Origin of the sequence: Sphaerospermopsis aphanizomenoides BCCUSP55 (assembly GCF_001586785.1) — a bacterium.
Taxonomy (GTDB): Bacteria; Cyanobacteriota; Cyanobacteriia; order Cyanobacteriales; family Nostocaceae; genus Sphaerospermopsis_A; species Sphaerospermopsis_A aphanizomenoides_A.
Genome location: NZ_LUFH02000027.1, coordinates 1 through 20,312 on the forward strand (window position 1 = coordinate 1; position 20,312 = coordinate 20,312).

At 38.7% G+C, this 20,312-nt stretch carries 15 protein-coding genes; 3 read left to right on the forward strand and 12 right to left on the reverse strand.

Translation table 11 applies throughout. The features are described 5' to 3' along the window. Positions 1–41 precede the first annotated feature (41 nt). Positions 42–2,318, forward strand: a complete 2,277-nt coding sequence (locus tag A0J48_RS09005; RefSeq protein WP_200322395.1) for an amylo-alpha-1,6-glucosidase — start codon at positions 42–44, stop codon at positions 2,316–2,318. 1,103 nt (positions 2,319–3,421) lie between these two features. On the opposite strand, the gene A0J48_RS09010 is transcribed toward A0J48_RS09005, so the two are convergent. The 5 genes from A0J48_RS09010 to A0J48_RS09030 form a co-directional block, all read right to left on the reverse strand. After that, positions 3,422–3,838, reverse strand: coding sequence for a hypothetical protein (locus tag A0J48_RS09010; protein ID WP_200322342.1), 417 nt, complete (start codon positions 3,836–3,838; stop codon positions 3,422–3,424). A gap of 36 nt (positions 3,839–3,874) precedes the next feature. Beyond that, a complete protein-coding gene (locus tag A0J48_RS09015) occupies positions 3,875–4,369 on the reverse strand; it encodes a hypothetical protein (protein ID WP_200322343.1) in 495 nt (164 codons plus the stop codon). A 666-nt stretch (positions 4,370–5,035) separates the two neighbouring features. After that, positions 5,036–5,680 carry a methylthioribulose 1-phosphate dehydratase gene (mtnB, locus tag A0J48_RS09020; RefSeq protein ID WP_200322344.1) on the reverse strand — a complete coding sequence of 215 codons (645 nt, stop codon included), beginning with the start codon at positions 5,678–5,680 and terminating at the stop codon, positions 5,036–5,038. A 155-nt stretch (positions 5,681–5,835) separates the two neighbouring features. Continuing rightward, positions 5,836–6,390 (reverse strand): 1,2-dihydroxy-3-keto-5-methylthiopentene dioxygenase, encoded by a 555-nt coding sequence (locus tag A0J48_RS09025; protein ID WP_200322345.1) that lies wholly within the window; start codon positions 6,388–6,390, stop codon positions 5,836–5,838. A 200-nt stretch (positions 6,391–6,590) separates the two neighbouring features. Next, complete coding sequence (locus A0J48_RS09030) at positions 6,591–7,463, reverse strand: alpha/beta fold hydrolase (RefSeq protein WP_200322346.1); 873 nt, start codon at positions 7,461–7,463, stop codon at positions 6,591–6,593. 255 nt (positions 7,464–7,718) lie between these two features. Between A0J48_RS09030 and A0J48_RS09035 the strand changes: the two genes are divergently transcribed. Both A0J48_RS09035 and A0J48_RS09040 read left to right on the forward strand, forming a co-directional pair. Further along, positions 7,719–8,489, forward strand: a complete 771-nt coding sequence (locus tag A0J48_RS09035) for a Coq4 family protein (protein ID WP_200322347.1) — start codon at positions 7,719–7,721, stop codon at positions 8,487–8,489. A 428-nt stretch (positions 8,490–8,917) separates the two neighbouring features. Continuing rightward, the gene (locus tag A0J48_RS09040; RefSeq protein WP_200322348.1) at positions 8,918–9,394 is read left to right on the forward strand and encodes a DUF3237 domain-containing protein; all 477 of its coding nucleotides are present in this window, start codon (positions 8,918–8,920) and stop codon (positions 9,392–9,394) included. A gap of 274 nt (positions 9,395–9,668) precedes the next feature. Here the strand turns inward: A0J48_RS09040 and A0J48_RS09045 are convergent, their stop codons facing one another. From A0J48_RS09045 to A0J48_RS09075, 7 genes are all read right to left on the reverse strand, one after another. Continuing rightward, positions 9,669–10,538 carry a class I SAM-dependent methyltransferase gene (locus A0J48_RS09045; protein WP_200322350.1) on the reverse strand — a complete coding sequence of 290 codons (870 nt, stop codon included), beginning with the start codon at positions 10,536–10,538 and terminating at the stop codon, positions 9,669–9,671. Between the two features lie 63 nt (positions 10,539–10,601). Continuing rightward, on the reverse strand, positions 10,602–11,987 hold the full coding sequence (locus tag A0J48_RS09050) for a cytochrome P450 (protein ID WP_234300815.1): 1,386 nt from the start codon (positions 11,985–11,987) through the stop codon (positions 10,602–10,604). Between the two features lie 475 nt (positions 11,988–12,462). Further along, the gene (locus A0J48_RS09055; RefSeq protein ID WP_200322352.1) at positions 12,463–14,100 is read right to left on the reverse strand and encodes an acyl-CoA dehydrogenase family protein; all 1,638 of its coding nucleotides are present in this window, start codon (positions 14,098–14,100) and stop codon (positions 12,463–12,465) included. Between the two features lie 39 nt (positions 14,101–14,139). Further along, positions 14,140–14,817, reverse strand: coding sequence for a methyltransferase family protein (locus A0J48_RS09060; protein WP_200322355.1), 678 nt, complete (start codon positions 14,815–14,817; stop codon positions 14,140–14,142). Between the two features lie 58 nt (positions 14,818–14,875). Continuing rightward, positions 14,876–16,357 carry an FAD-dependent oxidoreductase gene (locus A0J48_RS09065; protein WP_200322357.1) on the reverse strand — a complete coding sequence of 494 codons (1,482 nt, stop codon included), beginning with the start codon at positions 16,355–16,357 and terminating at the stop codon, positions 14,876–14,878. 117 nt (positions 16,358–16,474) lie between these two features. Next, on the reverse strand, positions 16,475–19,093 hold the full coding sequence (locus A0J48_RS09070) for an aminotransferase class III-fold pyridoxal phosphate-dependent enzyme (protein ID WP_200322359.1): 2,619 nt from the start codon (positions 19,091–19,093) through the stop codon (positions 16,475–16,477). Between the two features lie 93 nt (positions 19,094–19,186). Beyond that, a complete protein-coding gene (locus tag A0J48_RS09075; protein ID WP_200322360.1) occupies positions 19,187–20,230 on the reverse strand; it encodes a 3-oxoacyl-[acyl-carrier-protein] synthase III C-terminal domain-containing protein in 1,044 nt (347 codons plus the stop codon). Positions 20,231–20,312: the final 82 nt, after the last annotated feature.

A 20,312-nucleotide genomic window follows, 5' to 3' on the forward strand; every position in this document is an offset into this window, starting at 1 on the left:
ACCCCACACCACACACCCCACACCCCACACCCCAACTGCTCATGACACCGGATACGTTGATGAATCTAGAAAAAACTATCCTAGATGGAAAAACTTTTATTCCCGCAGAACAATTACCTATCCCAGAATGGCCTTGTGTTGTCAGTGAAAGACCACAGCCAACTTTAACTGTGAAAGATGATGATTTATTCTTGGTGACAGATACAATCGGCAACATTTCTGGCTGTTCCCTGACTGATGGTAATCCCAGCATGGGGTTGTTTTGCGCTGATACTCGATTTTTAAGTCGTTTAGAGTTGCAGATTGAGGGGCGATCGCCTGTTTTATTGAGTAGCACCGCTGACAAAGGTTTTGCGCTGTCGGTTTTGTGTACTAATCCCAAAATAGATGAGCATTTGAATGCTGATACTGTTGGTATCCGTCGGGAATTGGTACTCAATGGCGCACTTTTTGAAGAAATAGAAGTCGCTAACTACAGTACCACCAACATCTCTTTTGAACTCAGTCTCAGTTTTGATGCGGATTTTGTGGATTTATTTGAAGTCCGGGGTCATAGCCGCAAACAGCGGGGTAAATTATTACGGTTAGCAGAACCTATACATTTAGAAGAGACAGGTAATGGTGTTGTACCCTCAGCCACACAAACACATCGGGAAGAGTCGCTGATTCTGGCTTATCAAGGTTTAGATGATGCGGTGATGGAATCCCGCATTCAATTTCACCATCAACAACCAGATTATTTCCACGGTTACACTGCAATCTGGAAGTTAGAATTAGCTTCCCATGAAACGAAAAAATTGGGTTATCGGTTGCAGAAGTTAACCAATAATCAGCCCAGTTCTGGTGTGAGTGCTGCTACTACTTTGGCGCAAGCAAAAGCTTCTGAGTTGATGGAGGAGCAAAATTGGGTACAACAAATTACCCGTATTAGCTCAGATAAAAGTCTTTTCAATCGAGTAATTGAAAGGGCTGAACAAGATATGTATTTGTTGCGTCAATCTTTTGGCAAATATAAAACTGTTTCTGCTGGTGTACCTTGGTTTTCTACGTTGTTTGGACGGGATTCTATTATTACCGCTTCCCAAACTTTGATGTTAAATTCTCAAATTGCTAAAGAAACTTTGCTGCTATTAGCAGAATATCAAGGTAAAAAAGAAGATGATTGGCGGGAAGAAGAACCAGGTAAAATTTTACATGAGTTGCGGTTGGGAGAATTAGCACGTTGTCAAGAAATTCCCCATACACCTTATTACGGAACAGTTGATGCGACTCCTTTATGGTTGATGTTGTATGCTGATTACTATGCTTGGACTCATGATCAAGAAACTCTAGAGCAACTGTGGCACAATGCTTTAGCAGCAATGGATTGGATCGATCGCAATCTCCAACAAACAGGCTATCTCAGCTATGCGCGTAAATCAAAAGGTGGTTTGATTAACCAAGGTTGGAAAGACTCTGGTGATTGTATTGTTAACCGCAAAGGAGAATTAGCTAAGGGTTCAATTTCTCTTTGTGAAGTGCAAGCTTATGTCTATGCTGCCAAGATGAAATTAGCAGAAATTGCGAAGATGAAAAAGCGTCTAGATTTGGCAGAACGTTGGCAAGATGAAGCTAGAAATCTCCGAGTTAGATTTAACAAAGATTTTTGGATTGAAGATCAGGATTTTTGTGCTTTGGCTTTAGATGGACAAGGAAATCAAGTAGATAGTATAACTTCTAATCCTGGCCATTGTTTATCTTTGGGAATTTTTACCCCAGAAAAAGCCTACAGCGTAGCAGAAAGATTGCGAGCGCCTGATATGTTTAATGGTTGGGGGATTAGAACTTTAAGTAGTTTATCACCGGCTTATAACCCAATGGGTTATCACATAGGTTCGGTTTGGCCTCATGATAATTCTCTGATTGCGATAGGATTGCGATCGCTCGGTTTAATAGACCAAGCTTTGGAATTATTCCAAGGTTTATTTAATATGACTTCTCAGCAGTCTTATCAACGTCCACCGGAACTATTTTGTGGTTATGAAATGAATGGTGATAATGCACCTGTACAGTATCCTGTTGCTTGTACTCCTCAAGCTTGGGCTACGGGTAGCATATTTCAATTGTTGCAAATGATGGTTAATTTAGTACCTGATGCACAGAATAATTGTTTGCGGATTATTGACCCTGCTTTACCAGAATCAATCAATCGTTTATCGTTACACAATTTGCGTGTTGGTGCAACTATTCTTGATTTGGAATTTGAGCGAGTTGGTAGCACTACTTCCTGTCGCGTTGCGAAAAAACGCGGTAATTTGCGAGTGGTGATTGAAGCGTAAATTGTTTATGAATCAGGATTTACAGGAATTAAGATTTTTCAATGTGAAGAGAAAAAACTAGATAAAATACCAATACTGCTCACTTTGTGAACTGGGAATTAGTGAAGTTGGTTTGGTTAAAAGTTAAAAGTTTTTTTCTTTCCCTGGTTCCTTAACCGACAAGTATTGAATACAATCATGTTAATCCTTTAATCCTACAAATCCTGGTTCAGACATTTAAGTAGTCGTGCAAATAAATTTCATATTTAAGAGAGAGAACAGTTCACAAGTCAAAAGTATTACCTCTTGCTAAATCAAGCGGATTGAACAAGGAATAAGTTTTTTTGTTTTTCCCTGGAAATGGGAGGTTTAAAACCTTGAATGAAACAATTAAATTATCAATTGTCAATTATCAATTGATAATTTAATAAAGCCCCCTCTTGAACGGTTAATAACAAGAGGAGGTTTGGAGCTAAAGTCCGGTAGGGTAATCGGGCTATTTAATATTTAATATTTATTAGCTATTTCTCTAGTCCTCCTGTAGATAGATAAATTTTTCATCAGTATTGTGTGTTGGTATCATTAAATAAAAACCTCAATAAAAAATCCCTCGCTGTCAGATATTAACGAGGGAATTTGGTATTAAAGTTCGTCAGGTGATCGGAATATTTAATTATTTAGTATTTATGGTATGTATGTTTATTCCTCCATGAGATAGAGAAATCTTGTTAAATCTGTTTAAGCCAGTATATTAAAATACTAGGCTGAAATTTAGTAACGTAAATTGCCAGTTAGGGAAACTGTCAGAAATGGTTTACACCTCCTATAGGGGATAGAGGATTTTCAGGATTTAAGGATCTACAGGATTAAAACTGTGATTTTATCAACAATTAATTACCAATTACCCATTACCAGCCTCAACTAGATGACTAGCAACTTGGGTTAGTAGAAAACAATAAGTAGGTGGACGTGAATATTTACCTTGAGGATGAGGCAGGAGACAGCTATGCTAGAGGGAAGAGTATTTGAAGCTTGTTAATTGTTCTTTACATAGTTCGGTTTTTTCGTGCCTACCTACTTACAGTGTATTTGTATTAACTTACAATACACTAAATTTTAGAACTCTAATTAAAAGAATCTCTTACTTTTTCTATTTGCTTAGGTAGAAAAGAATCTATTCTCAATTTTTCCTCTATTAAGTAGATACTACCGAACAGTATAATACTAATCATTGCTAAAATATAGGTTGTCCCTACAAAGCTATTTATGACCTTGAAAGTTGATTTTTTTAAACGCTGTAGTGAACGTTTTTCTTTACCCATTAATAACACTAGATAAAATCTGCGGTTAAAAAATGGAATTGAGAGCCTCATATCTACCGACGATGATTTATTCGCACGGTCTATAAATACCTTTTTTAATTCTGCCAGTTGACTATCCGTAAAAGTTGCAGCTATATCAGCAGGAACACGAGCTAAAATTCTTTTTACAACAGGATCGTTTTGATAATCGTCTTGATTTTGATGATCTTTATTAATCATTTTATATTTCTCCTTTTTGATTAATCTCAATATGTTCTAAAAATCAGGACTATGTTGACTATCCCAACACCTATTATCTTTCCAGTTTCTATTTCCTCGTTCACAGTCATCTTGACTTTTGATCCAAGGTATTGATGTGGGGAAAGCAACTTGACGTTCTTTAGGAATTAGAGATTTAATGAAAAATAAGCTGGAAATACTCCCAGTTACAATAATCATCGAAAACATGATTAAGAAACAACTATTACTAAAAGTCCAAAGAGGAGAGAAACTTCTTTCATATTGCAACCTTTGTTTTGAACGGCGTTCTTCACCGGCCAATATTACTAAATAAAAACTTAGTAGAGGAATCAGTACTGATATTCGTAAGTCGATTAAACGCTCATTACACTCACAGCTTTGACAACATTTGTTAAGAGCTTCGATTTGCTCTTTTGTAAAAGTAGTAGCTACTTCTGGTGAGATTTGAGAAAAAAAGTTATCAGACAGAGACTTAATATTCTGTACTTTTTTATCTCGTCGATTTTTCATTTTTTGCCTGAAGATGTATTTTACAATTAACCTCATTACTCTATTGTTTAAAAAGTAACATATTCTTGAGCAGTGTGGTACTGTAATTTCACAAGAAAACTTTTTCAGATTTTCTGCTAAAAAAACTGATTTTACTCACATTTATGATGTTTATTATTGATGATTTTACGAAGATCAAATCAAGTATTAATACGTAAATTTATCAAGGTATATTTCTTATTATTAACTTAGTAGTGAAATATAAAAGACATTAAAACCCGCTATCTAGGCTTTGCTGATAGGGTAGCGTGACGTATAGCAGGTGACAGGTGACAGGTAATCATGGGACTTACGCAAAAAACGAAAAATAAATGTTAAGGAGAAGAATACCCCTATACCAAGCTCCGCTATCAGCAAGCTCTATCTAGTAATTTTTCGGTTTAGTTGTACTGTATGACTTACGGTTTATACTTAAGTAATACTTGTAAATGCCATGGTATTATTACTTTCAATACCAGCACTGACAATGATGAGGTGTTCTGGGATGTGATGATGTTGGGAAAATAATTCCATACAGGACTTACGCTAACCCTTGTTTTTCTGTATCCTCTGTGTCTGGAGTGGTATGCCTGATGGTTTCCGTAAGGAATACTTTATTCCGTTACTTGTGCGTAAGTCCTAGCATAGTTACTCGTCGCTACATATATTTATGTCTAGCTTACTGGCAGCTAAAATGTAGCGAAATATGTACTCTAATAATTCAATATAATTACGAGCCGCTGCCAGAGAATCTGCCCAGACAGTGAGACCATGATCACGAATCAGCAATGCAGGTATTTGTGGGAAATTTACGCCAAAGTGTTTTTCAATATCAACAGCAATCTGGGAAACTTGCTGATGATTGGTAAAAATTGGCATTGCACAACAGGGGTTTTCTTGCCAAATTCCCAAGCCTTTGAGCATTTCTAGTGGTGGTAAAGGTAAAGTATCTCCTGCAACCAAGCGAGAAACCAAATTGCCTTCAATTGAATGTATATGATAACAAGCTTGTGATGTTGGAAACAGGCGGTAAAGTAGCTGATGAATAGCAGTTTCAGCGGAAGGTAACAAATTATTGCTTGATGCTTCTACTTTGCCATCTGGATCAATGCAAACAAAATCGCTTAATAATAGCTCACCCTTAGATTTACCACTGGCTGTAATCCAGAAGCTACCATCAGACAACCGAGCAGAGAGGTTGCCAGCAGTTCCTAGCATCCAACCCTGTTGGTAAAAATAACGAGCAGTTGCAATTAGTTGTGAACGAGGATCTGCTATTGTTGAGCCTGTCATGGGATTTAACTTCCAAAACTTAACCTGAAGGGTTTTCAGTCTATTTTCTTATATGGGCGTGGACTGGGTGGTGAGGACATAAATTTTTAGCGCAGCTTCGCGTAAGCTTTATGCCAGGGAATATATTGTTTTTGGCGTTAACTTCATTTTTAAATTTACCTTACTAGGAGTTGGCGGGTGCGAATTTCTCTACCTGTATATTGAGGTATCCAACCTTCTGTAGTTATAAAATAGCGTACCGCTTTCACGCGCCTTGCTGGAGTGAGATAAAACCAATGTTCTGTTCCAGCTGGAACGTTGATATATTCTTCGGTTTGTACTGTTAGTTCTACTTGACTACCATCAGGAAGTACAAAGCCAAAAATCGCTTCTCCATCAATGATATAGCGGACTTCATCATCTGCATGGGTATGAATTTTGTCAAACTTTGCCATTAATTCATCAAGGTTGGGAATCCCTGGATGAAGAACGACCAAATCACGAGATTGATAACCGGCTATCTGTTGTAGTTGCTCAAAGTAACTATCTAAAGCTGTGAGGACTTGTTCTTTTTCTTGCTCATTCAGGCTATCTTGTGCCAATAAACGTTGTAATTCGGGGTTATCTGCAACAGTCCAGCGATTAATTTGAATATTGAGGGGGGCTAATTCCTGAGCAATGTTTATTAAATCACTGTGGAAAGTGCCATTTTCTAGTTTGAGAACTGCCATTCTTGACCTCCAAAAAATAACTAAGACAAGGCTTTACGGGCATATATGCTGTGATAATTCTGATTATGCTGCGTTCTCTTATTGCCTAAATACAGCAGCTTTCAGCAGTCAGCAGTAAAACCCTTTTGGTGTAAGGCTTTGTGATCACAATTTGTACCTTATTGATCTGCAATATGCTGTATTTACTTGATCAATGGTCTCTAACCTCTCACTGATGCAGTAACAACAAAACTTGTAATCAACTGCGCTAACACTTTAGGTTGATCTTCAGGTACGAAAGTGCGCGATTTGGCAACAGGTTCTAGTCGAGCATTAGGGAAGGATTTTTTAAGGCGTTCAGCCAATTGATAAGAAAAGAATAGATCGTTTTCACCCCAAACAATTAAAACTGGCTTGTTAAAATTGGCAAAGGAACGGGCTGCTTCCAGAGTGTAACTATTTGAAATACCACACACAACTTTGGTTAGGTCGTGACGCACGCCAGAAAAACGAATTAAAGGTGTAAAGTATGCTGACTCTTCTTCTGGTTCCAAAGGTCTGTATGCAAGTAGTCCAAACAACATCTGTCGAGCTAAACTCCAGCCCATGAATTGTGCAAATGCAAAGATAAAGCCTGGTATGTGAGCAGCATACTGGAGAGGACTAAAAATCGGCGGTGGAAAGATTTCAAAAGCATCACAGTTATTCAATACAAGACCTGATATTTTTTCAGGGTACTTGCTAATGACTAACTGGCACATAGCGCCGCCTGTATCGTTGCCAATTAAGGTGACATTATCTAAATCGAGGGCTGTAATAAAATCTGCTACTAAACGCGCAATACCAGGTGGAGTTAAGTCGGTATCCGGGTTCATTGGTTGGATATGAGAGCCGAGAGGTAAGTCTGGTACAATGCAGCGAAACTGCCCTTCGAGTTGAGATACAACATCACGCCAGAGTCTTCCATTCACCAGAAGCCCATGTATAAAGACTAATGTCGGTCCCTGTCCGCGATCGCTGTAGTGAAGTATTCCTTGGGGTAGCTCGACAGTTTTATATTCTTGGGTGTGATTTTCTTGAGCGTCAAAACTCATCCTCTCCTCCTGTCAGTGAAAAATATCCAGCTTGCTTTTTCATATTCTACTTTCTCACATTGACCAAGGAATGTGGATTAAATAATGTGCAGAAGTGTGGTGTTTATTAACCTACGGCATCCAAGAAAAGCATAGCATAATGTACCATTTCCAGGTAAATTATAATGGCAGGTAAAGTTTTGTATTAGCATTCTGTATTTCTGCACTCGTGCTATAAAATTTATTGTGTAAATTTGATTATCTGAGGTTTCACCGATGTCAAAACTTACCTCTATTCTTGATGCTGATGTAAGTCAATCAGTTACTCCAGAATTGCTGAAAAATCTTACTCCAGAACTTCTCAATGTTTTTACGTCTCCAGAACTTCTCAAAGGTCTGCAAGCTTTCTTTTCTTTTATCGGTAGTGGAGTAGATATACAGGGAATTTTTGATATTGAGGATGCGTTCGCCAAGCAGGAAGCTCGTACTTCCCACATTGCCTATCTGAAGTCTATTCCTGAAGTCGCTCAAATTTTTGAAGAACGATATATTGGACCGACTCACGATGTAAAAGAATTAATCAAACTGCCTAAAGATTCCTTAGGCTATGCCTATGCCTATAACCTGCGAGAAGTAAACTATCCGGCAGGTTTTTATCCCCCCGTCGACGTTCTAGATGATGTGAGCTATTACAGTCTGCGGATGCGACAAACCCATGATATTTGGCATACTGTTTCAGGATATGGCCTGACTCTTTTTGGGGGAATTGGGATTACAGTATTTCAGTTCGCCCAAAACCGCGATCCCGTTGGACCGATACTGCTCGCCGGAGATATCCTGAATAGTATCAAGATGCACAGGGATTTAGACACTTACATGGATATCGTTCACGAAGCATACAAGGCAGCGCGTCAGGCAAAACCCTTTCTGGCGCAGAAGTGGGAAGAAGCTTGGGAAAAGCCCCTTGCAGAATGGAGAGCGGAGTTAAATGTACCTCCTGTAAAAGATCCAGATCGACCAGTTTATATGCCACTCGCAGCAGTCTAACTTATCAGCAGAATTTTGAAAATATCAGTATAAACACGCAATCAGGCTCTTGTCGTGACAAAAAATTACTCTTTGGAGAAACTAGCATCTTCGCTGCTTCCATATAGCACTGCTTTCTAGTTTGATTTTTATGACCAACACGGATGCTGTTGATGAAATATAACTTAATACTTGAAACCCTAATTTTTGGTAGATAGGGAAGCCATAGCCTGAGACGGGTTTTCCTGCTTGTGGCGAATGGCGTTTGACCCAAGGGAAACTAACATCTTTCAAAAAAATGGTTTGATTGGATATGCCAATGTATAAGAACTAATTCATCAACAGTATCCAACATTTGTATAATCGGGCTGCTAATGGCAAGTTTATACCCAGGACAAACATCTGGGTTTAGTACGCAACCGATAGCAATGCACACCAAGGAGATACCGATGTCCGAGATTAAGACCGAATTCTTGTTTGAGATCAGAATACAGATTCAACCGCCGATTGATGTCGGACAGGGAGCAGATGGGCATCGTATCATCTTTATGGCCCAATCTGGATCTTTCGAGGGACCAAAACTCAAAGGTGAGGTTATATCGATGTCCGGTGGCGATTGGGCTAGAGTCAGGGCTGACGGGTCTGGCGCAATCGACGTTCGTCTATGCCTGAAGACCCATGATGGGGCAATCATTCTTATGACTTATGGCGGACGAATGCTTGCCAGCCCAGAAAACTTTGAATATGCGGTCGATTATTTCAAGCCAGACGATCCGCAGGGCGCGGAAGAGCGATACTATCTCAGAACCAATCCTTTATTTGAGACAGGTGATGAGCGATACGCATGGCTGAATAATATCGTCGCTATCGGTAAGGGACGCACCGGAGACGGCGGCGTAATTCACGAAATCTTTGCAGTTAATTAGGTATTACCGAAAAAATGGGTTTGATGTTCCCCGTCCTTCTAGGACGGCTTTTTGTTCAACAATGGGCAATTAACAATTGACAATTACCTCTCACTTCTAGGGAGAGGATTGAGGAATAGGAACTGTTTGATTTTTTCTCCTTTCTAGGAGAGGTTTTAAACTTTTTTTCCTATGCAAGAATAACAGAAGAGTAACAGAAGAGCATTCCTGTTACTCACTCAGTCTCTCTAGAGAATAGCTGATTACTGATAGCTGAATACTTACCACAAATCTATCAAGATAGGGCTTCAAATGAGAAAATTATGTAACGATATAAACCTTGACGGCTGAACCATTCCATAGTTTGGGTAAGAAGCATATCCACTTCAGTATCCCATCCTGGAGGTGAGGCTTTACGCATTACTTGACAAGAAATTGGGTAAGTAGGCAATGTATTCACGGTAATGTCGTGTTCATACACAACACGAAATCCTCTCTTTTCAGCGAGTTTTTCATACTCGTGCAAAGTTATATTATTACTCAGGTTAAGGTTATTTTGACCATAAGTACTAGGAAATAAGCCATTAAACAGAAAATCTAACATCCCAATCCAAGGCATTACTATATCTGCCGGAGTGAAGTCACAAATCGCTAGATAACCACCTGGTTTTAGTACCCGTTTTGCTTCTTGAAAGAATAGCTCTCGACTGGGAAAGTGAAAGACACACTCAACAGCTAAAACTACATCGAAGGAATTATTCTCAAAAGGCAGCTTACAGGCATCTGCTTCTACAAATTCAATCTTGTTAGTTGCAGCAGGAAAAACAAGTTCTCTGGCTCTGGCTAGCTGGCGCTCATCAATATTCACACCGACTAAATCCATATTTTTATATCTATTATTAATAGTGGCTATCGTGCCGCCAAATCCACATCCTACATCTAAAACTCTTTGATTATCTGTAATTCTACCTGCTTCACACATTTTCACAGATAACTTTTCTGTTGCTCGCCGAAAGTCTTCAACAGAACCATCTGGTAAACTGTTTGAGTCCCAATAACCCCAATGGACATGATGCCCAAATGCTTCTGTCACTTCCTGATTTTGTTTCTCAATTGAATCAAGCAAAATATTGAAATAGCGGAGTCTATTTGTTTGGTCTGACATTTTATTTTAATCCTTGAGATAGAATACTGAACTTGCGAATGTGCGTATTACTAATTTTGCCTATTAGCGAAACCCAGTCAGAACTAAAGGGACACCATTGGAGGGTTTGATGGTGCTTAAATGACGTACTGGTTGAATAGGTTGATTATCAGCTAATTTTAAATTGTATTTAGATACAATTGAAGCTATTATTAGTTTCATTTCTAACATAGCTAAAGCATAACCCAAACAATACCTGGAACCACCGCCAAAAGGAATGAACTCGTAAGGGGTATATTGACGTTCTAAAAATCTTTCTGGTCTAAATCGCTTTGAATTTGGATACAAATCTTCTTGATGATGGACTGAATAAATACAGGGATAAAATGTTGTCCCAGCTTCAAAAAAACGACCCATTATTTCCATGTCTTGTTTAGCAGTACGTCCAAAAGCAAATGGCAATGTTGGATAAAGTCGCAATGTCTCTTGACAAATAGCTGTTAAATATGGCAGATTAGATATCTGCATGGGGTCAGGATTGTCCCCTAAACTATCTATTTCTTGCAACAGTTTAAATTTTACGCGGGGGGATTTTTCGAGCCAGTAAAAAGCCCAAGCTAAAGCAGTCGCGGTTGTTTCGTATCCAGCATACAACAAAGTAAACAATTCATGTTTTATATGGTCATTGCTCATTTTCTGAGCATCTTCATAAGTTGCTTCCAGCATTAAACTGAAGATATCATCGCCAAGTTTTTCTTTGTTAGTTTGCCTATATTCTATTTCAGCTTGAAGAAACTTGTCAACTGTTTGTTTGGTTCTGATAAAATTACCCCAGGGGCTCCAGTCTCCTAAGTCTACTTGCAGAACTTTAAAGAATATCAAACTCGATTGCACTGGAGAATCAATGATATTTACCCAATCAGTTATAACCGACAAAAATTGTTTGCTTTTTCCCTCTTCACTGATTCCAAACAATATGTCCATAAGTATCTTGATGCTAATCTCTTCAATGAGACTTTTAGCAAGAAAAGGTTTATTTATTTCCTGGGAAGAAGTGACATTATCAGTAATTTCACATATTTTTTTAGCATATAATTTTATTCTATCTCCATGAAAAGCAGGCATAAGTAATTTACGCTCTCTTTTATGCTTGGAGTCATCCATTAATACTATGGAGTGATCGCCAGTTATAGGATGCAGAATAGCATTTGTAGTTTTGACATCAAAAGATTTAGCATAGGTACTAAAAATTTCTTGAATTCCTTGAGAATGACCTATAAATACCAATGGAGAGAAACCAAATGCCCTAATAGTAAACATATCGCCATATCTATCTACACATTCTTCTAGATACTCAAAAGGTCTAACAAGCCAATTGATTAACTGAAATAATTCAGGTTCTTCAGGTCCGTTTGGTAATTTATTGTTACTCATAAAAGGCTGAAAGATATTGTTCATAAACGGATTCATGATTCATCAACTCCATGTCTTATTCCAGTGAGTTATTAACCCTAATTTGCGCCCAGGTTCAGCTACGCTGTATCTACGTCATGTAGTCAACTAAAAAAGTTCAATATCCTGCTTGATTTGTCTACGTATACTTAGGTAAAGTCTGCATCTCAACAACAACCAGCAACTGCCAAATACAGCTATTGTTGAGAAAATAAGCTAAAACTCATCTAATTTAAATATTAGGGCGGGCAGGGATGCCCACCCCACAAGATTTAGACTTATTTAAGTTATACAGTTTAAATGCGGAACAGCTTATAGATGATTTCAGATCCAATACTTTTCGGTTAAGCCCAAAAAATATCATTGTGTAGGTTGGGTTGACGTTAGGAAACCCAACATTGATAGGCTTTTGTCGGGTTGCGCTATCGCTTAACCCAACCTACAAAAACTCTTAACCGAACAGTATTGATTTGAGATCAATGATCAAAGATGTCTAGTGGCATAGTAGCTCGTCGAGGGAGTTATCTTCGCCGGGGAGAGTTTGTTGTAAGTCACCAATTGTTTCACTATAGCTGGATATTAGTGCTGTAGTTTCATCAACAGTTTGCGTTGCAGATTTTAGTTCTTCTCCGCTCAGAGCTTTTTTGAGTGCAATGTCAAACTGAGTTTGAACCCAATCGATCGCGCCGCGATGTAATTGATTTAAAGGCTGGCGATTATGTATTCCCTGCAAAGCAGCAAGCAAAATTGCGTAAGTTGCAACTTCACCAGCAACTAGTGCCGCCCAACGTCGAGCAGAAGTGCGATCGCTAAAGGGAGCAATGGATTCTGACCAGCGTGCATTAATTTGTTCTATTGCTGTTTTTAAACTTTCCCAAACAGCAGGGGCGTTAAGACTATTGCAGAAAAAGATTTGTAATTCTTGACTAGGTTGGAATAAAGACGAACCAAGAAACATACTCAGAGTTTCAGTCGGTCCACCAAAAATACGGAATATCCTGGCATCTCGTAGTATTTGAGGAGCGATATTAGTCTCGATATAACCGCGACCACCCAAAAGTTGAATTAGGTTATCAGCAGCTTGCCATAGAAATTCTGAACCAAATGTTTTGCAGACAATATATCCTTCTTCTGGTACAGGATATCCACTATCGACTAATTCTGCAATCCGAGTTATTAAAGTTTCTAATGCTGTAATTGCGGCTGTTAGATCACCCAAGGATACTAAAGTTAAAGGATTATCAATCAGCCTTCCCGTAGCGATATCACGGCGTGTTGCATAACGCAGCATCAGTTGAGCGCAACGCTTCATTCCGCCGAGACTTTGAGATCCCATTGCCAACCGGGTCAATAAAATTGCGTCCTGAGCAACTGTCATACCAGAACCAATTGCCCCTAGCAAATTTACTTCAGATACAGGTACTTCGTCAAAATGTATTGTATTCTGAACCATGCCGCGTATTCCCATTGTCAAGGCTTCTGGTCCATGACGTAAGCCAGATGTTCCATGACGCAGGGCAAAACCAGTAATTCCTATTGGCTTGTTATTACTGTCAACTAGTTTGACAAAGGTATTAATTAAACCCGCCCATGAAGCAGTACCGCTCCAAATCTTTGTCCCACTCAAGCGCCAACCACCTTCTGCATCTGGTATGCCCACACTTGCTAAATTGCGTGGGTTTGACCCAGCACCCGGTTCTGTCAAAGCGAAGGCAGCAAGTTCCCGCCCCTGAGCGAGGATAGGTAGGAGTTCTTCACGAAATGTTTCGGTTGCCGATTGTAAAATTGGGTGAATTCCCAGAAAGTTATTGACTGTCACAAACGTAGCTAGTGTAATATCAATACCAGCTATTTGTTCGATAACACGCATTGCATCATAAGTATTTAATCCTAAACCTCCGTATTGTTCAGGTACTTGCATTCCCAGTATTCCCTGATTGCCAAAATCGAGGACTATATAAGGTGGTATACAACGGCGCTCGTCTATTAACCGGGAGTTAATGCGAGCATTAGCATAATCACGCAGCCATCCTATAATGCTATTAGCTCTGTTTCTACTTGTATCTAATTGCATTAGATGTGCTTGATTGAGAAAAGTGTCGTTTTTTGATGTTAAGTGATTCGTCAACATAATTTTGTATTCTACTCTTTCAATTTTGTATTTTGTTCTCTAATAAACAAGAGGAATTATCCGCTTTGTTTGCTGACAATAATTTGTCCATTGTTCACCAAACTCTTGCTGGAGTAACTTTTCTTCATCATAAATTCGCCATGCCAATAACAACATATATACCCCAGTCATTACCAGCCCCACAACTGAAAGATAGATGAGTGAAACTCCCAAAACCCAAACAAACAAACCAAAATAACGGGGGTGGCGTACATAGCTAAATGGTCCATCTGTGACTAATTTATTTCCAGCTTTAACCGTCACATTGAAAACAAATTGTTTACCAAGGTGCAGTGGACCCCAAGTGGAGAAAATCAGACCAATAGTAAACATTACTAACCCAACATATCTTAAATAATTTTCAGCTTTAATTTGCCAGAGGTTGTGGCGATCGCAGTATGGCAAAAGGCTAAAAATGATCACGTAAAGAGCCATACTCAACCATAAAGTGATATTTTGGCGAGTTATGAGTTTATCTTTAACCGCGTCACTCACAAGATTTTGAGGGATAAACCAGGCATAGACAATAGTTATCAAAGTTGAACCAACTAAGAAAATAACTCTGGCTGGATTTGCCAAAAATTCTGTCAAACCATCAATACCCCAACCTAAAAGTGGTATACCAATTGATAAAAAGCCATAGATGAGTAAGCTCAAAATAGCTTTAAATACACTCATTATCCAACTCCTGAATATTTGATGAATATTTGATACTTATGCACCAATCAACAAAATATTAGTGTTTAGTGTCAATAACCTGCTTACGAGCTAACTTGGGTACTTTTTTAATCCAAGACGTAGCGCCTTCCCATTTATGATGTCCATTAAGCCTGAATTGTGTGGCCATCATTGGACCTGCGAAAATTTCCTTCAAAATTGTCCAGTTTTCCCAAATTTTAGGCAGGACATCAATTTCCTTGGCGATGTCATCCATGTAGTCAAAAGCTGAAACACGCAAGCTACGGTATGCACTGTCAAGCCAGCCTTCTTCCTGATGTTTTCTGTGTTCTTGTATTTGCGCTTCCATGACTGCTTTTGATGGTAACTTAACTTCACCAGAAATGACTTTAGAAAACCAACGTGCTTGCAGTTCAGAAGTGGGAAATATGACGTTTCCGTAAACAAATCCAATAAAGCCACAGTTGGGTAATTCGGGGGGAAATACCATCTTATAAAGATTTAAGTTTTTTTGATGGTCTTCACCTAAATATTCATCCATAAAAGGAATTTTGACTTGGTAGCCTGTGGCATAGACAACGATATCTACTAATTCACTGCTACCATCTTCAAATACAACTTTATTTTCTTCAAAATGTGCAATATTTGGTTTAGTTTTGATTGCTCCCAGCCGGATGCGGTTTAAGGCATCTTCGTTAAAAACAGGGCCTGATTTCTCTGGACCAACATTTGGCTTCACACCACAAGCCTGGTGATCTAACATAATCGGGTAAAACTTTTGAATGTGAACCAAAGATAAAATTTGGTGACGGAAAGGGATATGTTTATTCAGGCGAGTAACGATAAAATCAAAGGGTATTCTTTCGCAGTATCTGGGAAGTAACCAACGATTTTTACGGTAACTCCAAATGGCTTTATTAGAGCTATAGGATGCGGTGACTGCAATATCAACTCCGCTTGGTCCATTACCAACAACTAAAACATTTTTACCCGCAAAAATTGAAGGTTCTTTATAATCTTTAGAATGAATTATAGTTCCTTGAAATTTTTCTTCGCCAGGGAAATTTGGCCATCTTGCCTCATTATAAATACCGCTACAAATAGCGACCGCATCGAAATTAAAGGTAGATTGTCCACCAGGATAGCTAACAGTCACTTCCCAATGATCATCCTTTCTGGAAACTTTATCTACTGCTGTATTAAATTTGATATGTTTTCTCAGATCAAAATGGTCTACGTAGTCATTGAGATACTCAAGCACTTCTGTATGATGAGGAAACTCACTGCTCTCAAGCGACATAGGATAATCGGAAAAAACACTAACATACTTTGAGTGTTGAAAATGAACTGTACTAAAAGCTCGTCCAGAAGTATTGTTAAAGACCCAAACACCACCAACTTGATCACTTCTTTCAAAAACAGTAGGTTCGTGACCATCATCAAGCAGACATTTTGCTGTAGCAATACCACTTGCACCAGCACCAATGACAGCAACTGTACATTTACGAGGAGAATTTTGGGAAGATTTTTCTAAGTTCATAAAATAATCTCAGTATTTTTTAAAAGATTGTTTGAACAAGGGGTAATAAGGAAGAGATAAATAAGAGTCAGCTTTTTATCTCTTCATGAGAATTGAGTTCTGATGCGCTAACTAAAACTAAAGTGTAAAAAATCCATCCACTAACATTTCCTGCAAACTTAAATCAAAGGCTTGACAAATAAGTTCTAGGTCTTCTTGAGTGTGGGCTGCACTCAACATTAAGGTGTGCAATTCTGGCATATAAATGCCGTGTTTACGCATATAGTATGCTAAAGCAAGATTAACTTTAAAATTACTACCAGCTTGCTTTTCTCGGAAGTATTTAGCAGGTCTGTGACTAAATGTCAAAGAAAATATGGAACGATTTGCTTTGACTTTGATAGGTACACCGTGAGAGTGACCAATTTCTAGTAGTCTTTCTGCCAGCCAATTAGTGTTATTGTCCAGTTGTACATATATTTCTGGATGTTCTTTGAGATAAGTTAATGCCGCTGTTCCTGCAACACAAGTCAGTGAGTTTCCACTCATTGTTCCGCCTACAAAGGCTTTCTTTTCATAGTCAGAAAAGGGGTCTTGGGAACTTTTACCAATGTCAATCAGTTTCTGTTTCCCAACAACTGCACCGCAAGGAAGTCCTCCGCCAATTACTTTACCTAAGCAAGTCAAATCAGGGAAAATTCCTGCTAGGTTTTGTACACCACCATAGGCTACTCGAAATCCCGAAACAACTTCATCAAAAATTAGAGGAATATCTAACTCTGTACATATTTCTCTGAGTTTTGTGAGAAATTCAATGTCGTAATTAGCCAATAATGAAGGCATTGGTTCGCAAATTACACAGGCTAATTCAGATGCTTCTTTTCGCAATCTTTCTAAACCTTCAATGTAACCGTATTGCAAAATCAGCGTATTTTTGACTGTAGAACTCTCAGATCCTTGAGTTCCGGCAATGGGCTGAGGATCAAACTTTTCACCTGTAAAGCGAAACCAAGAACTGACCATTCCTTGATCAGAAAATCCGTGATAGTGTCCTTCAAACTTCGCTACTCGATCTTTCTTTCGGTAAGCACGACACAGACGGAATGCTTGTAAAATTGATTCTGTTCCTGAGTTAGACAGGATTGCTTTCTCAGCACCTGGTAAAGCCTCAACCAGCATTTCGGCTAGTTTTAATTCCGCTTCACTGCCAATTGCGTTGACAAATCCATTGGCAAGGGCTTCAGAAATTGCTTGGTTAACGGCAGGATGGGCGTAGCCTAAGAGATGAGGTCCATAACCGCATGATATGTCTACGAAAACATTACCATCAAAGTCTTCGATTTTGCTTTTATTAGCCTTTTTGACAAATACTGGATAAGTGCTGGGGAAAAAATATCGGTTAATGTGAGTAGGTGCAACTAAGGAATGATTGGCGCGATCGCGCATTGCTAAAGAAGAAGGAGCAGTTTGTTGAAAATAAACATCAAACGTTTCTTTGACTTCTGAACTCATATAGGGAGAGTAACGGTCTGTAAACTTACTTGCATTTTGCCAGATATCAATATTGGGATCGATTTGAGTTGCAAAGCCTTCGCAAGACAAAAATACCAACTCAACTTTTGTAAAATTAGTTGTGTAACGTGCGCGATATTTCCGCAACACCTTGCTCACATCTTGGAAATAACTAACTGTTGACCATTGTGTTGTATTTATATCAAAATGATATTGTAAGATGCTTTTTATTTCCTGCTCGTAATTATGCCAGTTTTGAAAAACGTAGTCTTTATCTGTGACAAAGTGTTGAGTAAAACGCTCTACAGCTATAGCCCATTCTTTGCGAGTGCAAGCATAGTAAAAAGATGATAATCCCCATTTTTCATCTTCACTCAGTTGCACAGTAATGCCATAGTCTAGGAGGATAATCGAGCCATCTTTTGTAAAAAAGATATTTCCAGGATGGGGATCACCATGACATAAGCCATGCATATACAGCATAGTATAAATAGTATCCTGAAATCTTTGAGCGAGAAGATTTCGTTTTAATTCAACTTTATGAACATCTTTTCCTGGGATTCCCTCCATGAACTCCATGAACAATAAGTTAGAAGTAGAAAGGTCTTTAATAACCGCAGGAACTTTGACATAAGGATGATTCTTAAAGTTTGTATATACTGCTTCCTGCTTTTGCGCCTCCTGCTTCATATCTGCTTGAATAATCAGCAAAGCTCTTAATTCTTGCAGACGCTTTGGTAAACCTAGCTCTCGTACAGATGGAATCACAAAATCCAGGATGGCAACAAAGAACTGGATAATATCCAGATTTTGTTTTAGTTGATTACAAACATTTTTCTTAACAATTTTGACAGCAACTTTTTGTCCAGTTAATAAGGTGGCGCTATGGACTTGAGCGATAGAACCGGTAGCCATTGGCTGAAAGGAAAATTCACTAAAAACGTTTTCAAATGCCAGAGGCAAATCTTTGCTGAGAATTTTCCTGGTATCGGCTTCATTCATATAAGGTACATTATCTTGCAGTTCTCGTAATGTTTGTACCCAATTTTCTGGAATCAAATCAGAACGTGTCGCTAAAATTTGTCCGATTTTGATATATACCGGACCCATCTGGAGGAAATAGCGGTAAATCCATTGTCCTTGTTTTAAGATTCGTTCCTCTTTATTACTACCTACGGTAGTAATAAAATATCCACAGAGGTAGATGAAAGTTACGCTAATAAGCTTTAAAATTTGAAACAACATTAATTGCTAAACCTCTTATTAATTAATCATTTGCTATTTTAAAGAAAATATGAGGAGGTAAAGAGATGGGATACCTCCTTTATCAGATGTTGATTAATAGATGAACGAATAGGCAGCAAAAGACATACCTGCGCTACCAAGCAAACCGGCAATCCGATCTCCGCGCTGAATCTTTCCTGCCTCAATGGCTGAAGCAATACCTGTAGGTATAGAAGCAGAGACTAGATTTCCATAATTTGGGTAAATATGCCACATTAGATGCTTGAGACCTAATGCTTCAGCAACTTTATCCCACTCTCTTTTTGACGATGCATGGGGGAAAATTGCACGAATTTCCTCAGTCGGAGCTTTTAAGAGTTTAAATATCTTAATAGACTCTTCATATGCGTTAGCGTGCAACTCAACTCCAAAAGAGGTAAATTTGTTAATGCCGTTTAAACCAATACGCTCAGAAGGTGTGCAGTAACCTTCGTATCCATCTAAGGGGACATTGCATAGATCAGCCAAGTCTGGACGAGATTTAATGTGAAATTCCCATTCTCGATCTGGATCGTAGGAAACAATTGTTGCTGTTGCTGCTTCTCCCAAAGTATAAGCTGGAAAAGACCATTCAATAGCTTCCATGCTGGGCAGTTGGAAGACAGTAGGGAAAACAGCCCCTCCAAAACGCATATTACACTCGGCGTTAACTACTAAAGCTCGTTTGTATCTACCCGATGCAAGCAGAGTATAGAGTATGTTCATTACACGACTCCAACTCATGCAAGCATCCAGAATATCAAAACACTCTGCGTTTTGCAAACCGAGACTAGCTGCAACGTGGTAAGCCGCAGCTGGTTCTATAAATCCTCGACCGATACCTGTATAAATCAGTAAATCTATGTCATCTTTGTCGCAGTTTGCTTCTGCAAGTGCCTCTTGAAAAGCATGAGCAACTAAATCGATTGGCTTTTCGTCTGTGTTTAACCAGTAACGAACATCTGAACCTGAATAGCGAAGGAAATAGTTGATTTTACTTAAGGCTGTTTTTAAATCTCCGTGAAAGATTGGTGTGCTATATTCCTCAATCAATGCCAAAATATCATCATTTGTCAGTTTCTTTGTCGGCAAAGCAGCTTTGATCGCTTCAATTTTCATGTGATTTTATAGTAACTAAGAGAATAATCGTCTTCCGTTGTTTTTCGGAAGTTATAGTTTTGTTTTATAACTTCCTTACATA

Coding starts and splice junctions, on each gene's coding strand:
- A0J48_RS09015 (WP_200322343.1), bottom strand. CDS start 4,369: ATGAAAAATCGACGAGATAAAAAAGTACAGAATATTAAGTCTCTGTCT.
- A0J48_RS09040 (WP_200322348.1), top strand. CDS start 8,918: ATGTCCGAGATTAAGACCGAATTCTTGTTTGAGATCAGAATACAGATT.
- A0J48_RS09055 (WP_200322352.1), bottom strand. CDS start 14,100: ATGTTGACGAATCACTTAACATCAAAAAACGACACTTTTCTCAATCAA.
- A0J48_RS09070 (WP_200322359.1), bottom strand. CDS start 19,093: ATGTTGTTTCAAATTTTAAAGCTTATTAGCGTAACTTTCATCTACCTC.
- A0J48_RS09050 (WP_234300815.1), bottom strand. CDS start 11,987: ATGAATCCGTTTATGAACAATATCTTTCAGCCTTTTATGAGTAACAAT.
- A0J48_RS09035 (WP_200322347.1), top strand. CDS start 7,719: ATGTCAAAACTTACCTCTATTCTTGATGCTGATGTAAGTCAATCAGTT.
- A0J48_RS09075 (WP_200322360.1), bottom strand. CDS start 20,230: ATGAAAATTGAAGCGATCAAAGCTGCTTTGCCGACAAAGAAACTGACA.
- A0J48_RS09005 (WP_200322395.1), top strand. CDS start 42: ATGACACCGGATACGTTGATGAATCTAGAAAAAACTATCCTAGATGGA.
- A0J48_RS09010 (WP_200322342.1), bottom strand. CDS start 3,838: ATGATTAATAAAGATCATCAAAATCAAGACGATTATCAAAACGATCCT.
- A0J48_RS09025 (WP_200322345.1), bottom strand. CDS start 6,390: ATGGCAGTTCTCAAACTAGAAAATGGCACTTTCCACAGTGATTTAATA.
- A0J48_RS09030 (WP_200322346.1), bottom strand. CDS start 7,463: ATGAGTTTTGACGCTCAAGAAAATCACACCCAAGAATATAAAACTGTC.
- A0J48_RS09065 (WP_200322357.1), bottom strand. CDS start 16,357: ATGAACTTAGAAAAATCTTCCCAAAATTCTCCTCGTAAATGTACAGTT.
- A0J48_RS09060 (WP_200322355.1), bottom strand. CDS start 14,817: ATGAGTGTATTTAAAGCTATTTTGAGCTTACTCATCTATGGCTTTTTA.
- A0J48_RS09045 (WP_200322350.1), bottom strand. CDS start 10,538: ATGTCAGACCAAACAAATAGACTCCGCTATTTCAATATTTTGCTTGAT.
- mtnB (WP_200322344.1), bottom strand. CDS start 5,680: ATGACAGGCTCAACAATAGCAGATCCTCGTTCACAACTAATTGCAACT.